Source organism: Rhizobium nepotum 39/7, assembly GCF_000949865.1.
GTDB lineage: Bacteria > Pseudomonadota > Alphaproteobacteria > Rhizobiales > Rhizobiaceae > Agrobacterium > Agrobacterium nepotum.
In genome coordinates, this window is record NZ_JWJH01000056.1 from 1 (window position 1) to 7000 (window position 7000).

Genomic DNA, 7000 nt, shown 5'->3' on the forward strand with positions numbered 1-7000 from the left:
GCGAGGCCGAGCTTCCAGAGAACAGCACCTCCAGCCGCAAAAACAACGAAGCCGCCGAAGTTCGAACCGAGGTTCAGGAGCTTGGTATGGGCGGTCGCCTTCAGCATGCCGAAACCGGCAAGCGCGACGAAGGACAGCATGTAGAAGGAACCCGCGCCGGGGCCGAAAACACCGTCATAAAAACCCACCAGCGGTGCGGCGGTAAGGCCGAAAACGAAAGGCGTGATGCGGCGATGGCTGTCGATATCGCTGAGCTGCGGCTTGAAGGCGAAATAGAGGGCGATGGCGATCAGCAGGAACGGCATGATGGTGCGCAGGAGATCCGACGGCACGAAGGCGGCGGTGATCGCGCCAAGCATGCCGCCGAACATGGCCATGACGGCCATCGGCAATTGCTCCCTCAGATTGACATGACCGCGCCTTGCATAGGCGATGGTGGCCGATGCCGAACCGAACTGCGATTGCAGCTTGTTGGTGCCGAGCGTGTCGAGCGGCGCAATGCCCATGATCAGCATGGCCGGAATGGTGATGAGACCGCCGCCGCCTGCGATGGAATCGATAAATCCGGCAAAGATGGCGACGCAGAAGAGAACCAGAAAAACGTTGAGGGCGATGTCTTGCACTTGGCATGTCCGAGCAGGCGGAAGGAGAGGGCCTCTTCTTTCACCGAAAAGATCGCCACGCAATATTTTTCTCTCCGATCTGGTGCAGACAGGGGGATTGCGGTGTTGCCGCTTATGGGTATGTTTCCGTGGCGCTTCGCTAGGAGAGGCGATGGCGCTTAAGACATTCGGATGAGGGCATTATGCATAAAGTGATATTCGATACGGACCCCGGTGTGGATGACGCCATGGCGCTTCTGTTCCTGCATCGCCACCCCGATATCGATCTGATCGGCGTCACCACTGTCTTCGGCAACGCGCCTATCGATATCACCACCCGCAATGCGCTTTTCCTCAAGCGGGAATGGCAGATGACCGCGCCGGTTGCGAAAGGGGCTGGCGTAACCTTCGATCCTGCCCGCAAGGAAGGCCATTGGCCGACATTCATCCACGGCGAGAACGGTCTCGGCGATATCGATATCCCTGAGACCATCGATCTGCCGCTCGATCCGCGCCCGGCGCATCGGTTCATCATCGAGACGGTCAAGGCCCATCCCGGCGAGGTGACGCTGATCGCCGTCGGCCGCATGACAAATCTGGCGCTGGCGCTGCGCGAGGAGCCGGATTTTGCGGCGCTGGTGAAGCAGGTGATCGTCATGGGCGGTGCCTTCGACATCAACGGCAATATTTCGCCGGCGGCCGAGGCCAATATTCACGGCGATCCCGAAGCGGCCGATCTGGTTTTCACGGCACCCTGGCGTGTGGTCGTCGTCGGCCTCGACGTGACGACGAAAACGGTGATGACCAGCGCCTTCATGGCGGAGATGGCGGAAGCAGGCGGCAAGCCGGTGCAGCTGCTTTCCGATCTGTCGCAATTCTACATCGATTTCTACAAGACCCGCACCGGCGACGGCATGGTGGTGCATGACAGTTGCGCCTGCGTCTACCTCGTTGCGCCGGAGCTGTTTGAGACCCGCAGCGGCCCGGTGCGCGTCGTCTGCGGCGGGCTTGCCGATGGTCAGACCATTCAGAAGCCGGATGGCCGCGCCTTTCCGCCGGGCGACTGGGACGGACATCCAAGCCAGCTCGTCTGCACGGATATCAAGCCGGAGCGGGTGCTTTCGGTCATCCGCGCGGCAATTGTGAAGGGCGAGCGCGGCTGAACGGCCGAAATGGCCGATCTTGAGCATGGTCTGCCTTGCATTTTCCCAGAATCTGGCGTTATGCAGGTTTCCTGATTACATTGCGCAATCCGCCTTGCCGGGGGTCTGAAAAGGCCGTGCCGGAAGCACAAGGCGGATGATCGCGATGCCGCGCCGACGGAGAAAACCCCTGTAGGTTTTCCAGTGCTTTGCGGTACAATGAATAACGTCTGCCGGATCGGTTCGTGTCGGCGGCGTTTGAAAACAAGAACGAACTTCGTTATGGGCCGGCAGAACCGGTCCATTTCCATGAGGAAAGAGATGGAAGAGTTTCATAAGGTCCGGCGTCTGCCGCAATACGTCTTCGAACAGGTCAACCGTTTGAAAGCGAGCGCGCGAGCGGCCGGAGCCGATATCATCGATCTCGGCATGGGCAATCCTGACCTTCCGACCCCCAAGGCGATCGTCGACAAGCTTTGCGAAGTCGTTCAGGATCCTCGCACCCATCGTTATTCCTCGTCCAAGGGCATTCCCGGCCTTCGCCGTGCACAGGCTGGCTATTACGCCCGCCGTTTCGGCGTGAAGCTCAACCCGGATACGCAGGTCGTCGCAACGCTTGGCTCCAAGGAAGGCTTCGCCAATATGGCGCAGGCCATCACCGCGCCGGGTGACGTGATCCTGTGCCCGAACCCGACTTATCCGATCCACGCCTTCGGCTTCCTGATGGCGGGCGGCGTTATCCGTTCCATGAATGTGGAGCCGGATGAAAGCTTCTTCGGTCCGCTGGAGCGGGCGGTGCGCCACTCCATCCCGAAGCCGCTGGCGCTGATCGTCAACTATCCGTCGAACCCGACGGCGCATGTCGCCTCGCTCGATTTCTACAAGGACGTGATCGCGTTCGCGAAGAAGCACGAGATCATCGTGCTGTCTGACTTGGCGTACTCGGAAATCTATTTCGACGACGACAATCCGCCGCCTTCTGTTCTTCAGGTTCCGGGTGCTATCGACGTTGCGGTCGAATTCACCTCCATGTCGAAGACCTTCTCCATGCCCGGCTGGCGCATGGGCTTTGCCGTCGGCAACGAGCGGCTGATCGCGGCGCTGACCCGCGTCAAGTCCTATCTGGATTACGGCGCCTTCACGCCGATCCAGGTTGCGGCGACGCATGCGCTGAACGGCGACGGCTCCGACATTGCCGAAGTGCGCAGCGTCTATCGCCGCCGTCGCGACGTCATGGTCGATACTTTCGGCAAGGCCGGCTTCGAAGTTCCGCCGCCGGCGGCGACTATGTTCGCCTGGGCGAAAATCCCGGAAAAGTTCCGCCATCTCGGCAGCCTGGAATTTTCCAAGCTTCTGGTCGAGAAGGCTGATATCGCCGTTGCTCCCGGCATCGGCTTCGGCGAGATGGGCGATGATTACGTCCGCCTCGCGCTCGTTGAAAACGAGCATCGAATTCGTCAGGCCGCGCGCAATCTGAAGCGTTTCCTGTCGAGCGCTGACGAAACGATGCACAATGTCGTTTCGCTCAATGCCCACAGATAAGGGCAACAGAAGACGGCCGGGTCCCGGCCGTCACCATCACCAGCAAATCAGGAACATACCCATGGCAGATTCATTGAGAATCGGCATAGCGGGGCTCGGCACTGTCGGCGCTTCGCTCGTGCGCATCCTCCAGCAGAGAAGCAACGAACTTGCAAACACCTGCGGACGCGCGATTGAGATTATTGCTGTCAGCGCGCGCGACCGTTCGCGCGACCGCGGTATCGATCTCAACGGTATTACCTGGTTCGATACGCCCGAACAGCTTGCGAACGAAGCCGATATCGACGTTTTGGTCGAACTGGTCGGCGGCGCTTCCGGCCAGGCGGAAAAGGCCGTGCGCGCAGCGCTTTCACGCGGTCTCCATGTGGTGACAGCCAACAAGGCGCTGCTTGCCAAGCACGGCGTCGAACTGGCGACGATTGCCGAAGACAAGGGCGCGCTCCTCAATTTCGAAGCGGCCGTGGCCGGCGGTATCCCCGTCATCAAGGCGTTGCGTGAATCGCTGACCGGCAACCATGTGTCGCGCATCTACGGCATCATGAACGGCACTTGCAACTACATCCTGACCAAGATGGAGAAGGAAGGGCTGTCGTTCGAGGCGTGTCTGAAGGAAGCACAGCGGCTGGGTTATGCCGAAGCTGATCCGGCCTTCGATATCGAGGGCAACGATACCGCCCACAAGCTCGCCATTCTGACCACGCTCGCCTTTGGCAGCAAGATTTCGGCCGACGACATCTATCTCGAAGGCATCACCAATATCTCCAGCGAGGACATCCAGGCGGCCGCCGAGCTTGGTTATCGCATCAAGCTTCTCGGCGTGGCGCAGGTCACCGAATCCGGCATCGAGCAGCGGGTGCATCCGACCATGGTGCCGCTCGATTCCGTCATCGCGCAGGTTGATGGCGTCACCAATGCGGTGGCGATCGAATCAGATATTCTCGGCGAGTTGCTGATGGTCGGTCCGGGTGCGGGCGGCAACGCCACCGCCTCGGCCGTGCTCGGTGATATCGCCGACATTGCCAAGAGCCGTCCCGGTGCCCAGCAGGTTCCGGTGCTCGGCCGCCCGGCGAAATCGCTGACGGAATATCGTCGCGCCAAGATGAAGAGCCATGAGGGCGGTTATTTCATCCGGCTGACGGTGAAGGATCAGGCGGGCGTCTTCGCCTCCATCGCCAGCCGCATGGCGGACAACAACATCTCGCTGGAATCCATCGTGCAGCGCCAGCGCGTGCAGGTGGAAGGCGCGCCGCAGACGATCATCCTCGTTACCCATGCGACGATGGAAGATGCGATCCGCAAGGCCGTCAAGGCGATCAAGAACGAGAAATATCTGGTCAGCGAACCGCAGGTCATCCGCATCGAGCGGACCTGAGACGTTCCAGACCTTTTTTGAACCCGGAGACCGCGTTTCCACATGGAGGCGCGGTCTTTTTTTGTCCGGAAGCGCCCGCCGCACGAGCCACCATAAAATTTGGGGGTGAGGCCGCAGAACCGCTGGAAAACAACGCGATTCGGCTCTATGGTTAATCATGTTCACCAAGCGAGGGAGGCGTGGCCGTGACATCGATTATCCTTTTCAAGGACAGCACGCATGAAGGCGTTGTGGTCGCCCGTCGCCGGGCGCGGCCTCACAATGCCAATGACAATATCCGAAGCATGGAATTCGATATTGCCGAATATGAGCGCAACTGGTGTTCGCTCGCGGTGTTTTCCCTGTTGCTGCTGGTTGGCGCCGTGTCGATCGTCAGCCCGTTTTTCTCGATTTTTTCGGTGTGAAATCTCATACGGGCGTTTTTGCTTGAAAAAGGCGTCACCGCCATTTAGCCCGTTGTCATGACAAGGCGCGGATGCGCACTCGCATGACAGGACGATGGACAGGATGGCAATGATGGAGCCGGCCGATACCGTGGCCCGCGCGTTTCTAAGCGTGGAGCGGTCGGCCACAGAGCAACGCTGGGTTTCGCGGCTGGATCAGGCCGCACAGAACCGTGCGCTGGCCATGTCCCAGATCCATGCCATTCCCGAACTGATTGCACGGGTGCTGGCCGGGCGCGGGGTGGGTGTGGATGAGGCGCTCGCTTTCCTCGATCCGACCATCCGTTCGCTGATGCCTGATCCGCACATGCTGACAGATTGCGAGAAGGCGGCCGAAAGGCTGGTTCGCGCTATCGATACGGGGGAGAAAGTCGCGATCTTCGGCGATTACGACGTCGATGGTGCTGCTTCTTCCGCGTTGATGTATCGTTTTCTCGCGCATTTCGGGCTGACGCCGGAAATCTACATTCCAGACCGGATTTTCGAAGGTTACGGGCCAAACCCGGCGGCGATGCAGCAGCTTGCCGCCAATGGCGCGACCTTGATCGTCACCGTCGATTGCGGCTCCACCAGCCATGAATCACTGAACGCCGCCAAAGATGCGGGAACCGATGTGGTGGTGATCGATCACCATCAGGTCGGTTCGGAACTGCCGCCGGCGGTGGCGCTGGTCAATCCCAACCGGGAAGACGATCTTTCGGGGCAGGGGCATCTCTGCGCCGCCGGTGTGGTGTTTCTGGTGCTGGTCGCCACCCTGCGGCTGCTGAAAGACAGACGTAACCGGCAGGCCTTCACGCTCGATCTGCTGGCGCTTCTCGATATCGTCGCCCTTGCCACTGTGTGCGACGTGGTGCCGCTGAAGGGGCTGAACCGCGCCTATGTGGTGAAGGGGCTGATTGCCGCGCGCCACATGAACAATGCGGGGCTTGCCGCGCTGTTCAAGAAGGCGGGGCTGGGCGGGCCGGTGACACCCTATCATTTCGGTTTCCTGATCGGGCCGCGCATCAATGCCGGCGGGCGCATCGGCGATGCCGCGCTCGGCAGCCGTCTCCTGACCATCGAAGACCCATCCCAGGCGGAAGTCATCGCCGAAAAGCTCGACGAGCTGAACCGCGAGCGACAGGCGATGGAAGCTGTGATGCTGACCGAAGCCGAAGCGGAGGCGCTTTATGAGTATGGCGACGGCTCTGGTGCCGGTGTCATCGTCACCGCCCGTGAAAACTGGCATCCGGGTATCGTCGGGCTTCTCGCCTCGCGTCTGAAAGATCGTTTCCGTCGCCCGGCCTTCGCCATTGCTTTCGATCCCTCCGGCAAGGGCACCGGCTCCGGCCGCTCGATCAACGGTTTCGATATGGGCCGGATGGTGCGTGCGGCCGTGGATGCGGGATTGCTGGTCAAGGGTGGCGGCCACGCCATGGCCGCCGGCCTGACGGTGGAGCGCGCCAATCTCGGCAAACTCCGGACCTTCTTCGAGGAAGCCGCCGCAAAGACGGTAAGCGAGCTGGTGGAAAGCAGCGTGCTGAAGATCGATGGCGCGATCGGCGCGTCGGGCGCGACATTGCAGCTCGTCGATCAGCTGGAGCAAGCCGGTCCTTACGGCTCCGGCCATTCACAGCCGATCTTCGCCGTGCCTGCCCATCGGCTGCGCGATGTGCGCCTCGTGGGTACTGCTCATGTCAAGATCACGCTGGAGGCCATGGATGGCTCTCGGCTGGACGGTATCGCATTCCGCGCCGCAGAGGCCCCTCTGGGGCAGATGCTGCTGAATGCGCGCGGCAGGTCCATCCACGTCGCGGGCACCGTGGGCGCTGATTTATGGCAGGGTCAGAGGCGTGTGCAGTTGCGCGTTCTGGACGCGGCTTTCGCGCCCTGACGGGCTGCGGATCGAGCTTCAATTTC

6 protein-coding genes are annotated in these 7000 nt (G+C 60.9%); 5 read left to right on the forward strand and 1 reads right to left on the reverse strand.

Annotation, left to right across the window (positions count from 1 at the left end; translation table 11 throughout):
* Window positions 1-623: TSUP family transporter (locus RS75_RS24660; RefSeq protein WP_045025237.1), on the reverse strand; the 623-nt coding region annotated here is incomplete at its 3' end.
* A 182-nt stretch (window positions 624-805) separates the two neighbouring features.
* Here RS75_RS24660 and RS75_RS24665 point away from each other — a divergent pair.
* From RS75_RS24665 to recJ, 5 genes are all read left to right on the forward strand, one after another.
* The gene (locus RS75_RS24665) at window positions 806-1765 is read left to right on the forward strand and encodes a nucleoside hydrolase (protein ID WP_045025238.1); all 960 of its coding nucleotides are present in this window, start codon (window positions 806-808) and stop codon (window positions 1763-1765) included.
* Between the two features lie 300 nt (window positions 1766-2065).
* Window positions 2066-3286, forward strand: a complete 1221-nt coding sequence (locus RS75_RS24670; protein ID WP_045025241.1) for an LL-diaminopimelate aminotransferase — start codon at window positions 2066-2068, stop codon at window positions 3284-3286.
* A 61-nt stretch (window positions 3287-3347) separates the two neighbouring features.
* The gene (locus tag RS75_RS24675) at window positions 3348-4658 is read left to right on the forward strand and encodes a homoserine dehydrogenase (RefSeq protein WP_045025239.1); all 1311 of its coding nucleotides are present in this window, start codon (window positions 3348-3350) and stop codon (window positions 4656-4658) included.
* 179 nt (window positions 4659-4837) lie between these two features.
* Entirely contained in the window at window positions 4838-5062 is a 225-nt protein-coding gene (locus tag RS75_RS24680; protein WP_045025240.1) for a hypothetical protein, read from the forward strand.
* 103 nt (window positions 5063-5165) lie between these two features.
* Complete coding sequence (gene recJ, locus RS75_RS24685) at window positions 5166-6974, forward strand: single-stranded-DNA-specific exonuclease RecJ (protein ID WP_084687216.1); 1809 nt, start codon at window positions 5166-5168, stop codon at window positions 6972-6974.
* Window positions 6975-7000 lie beyond the last annotated feature (26 nt).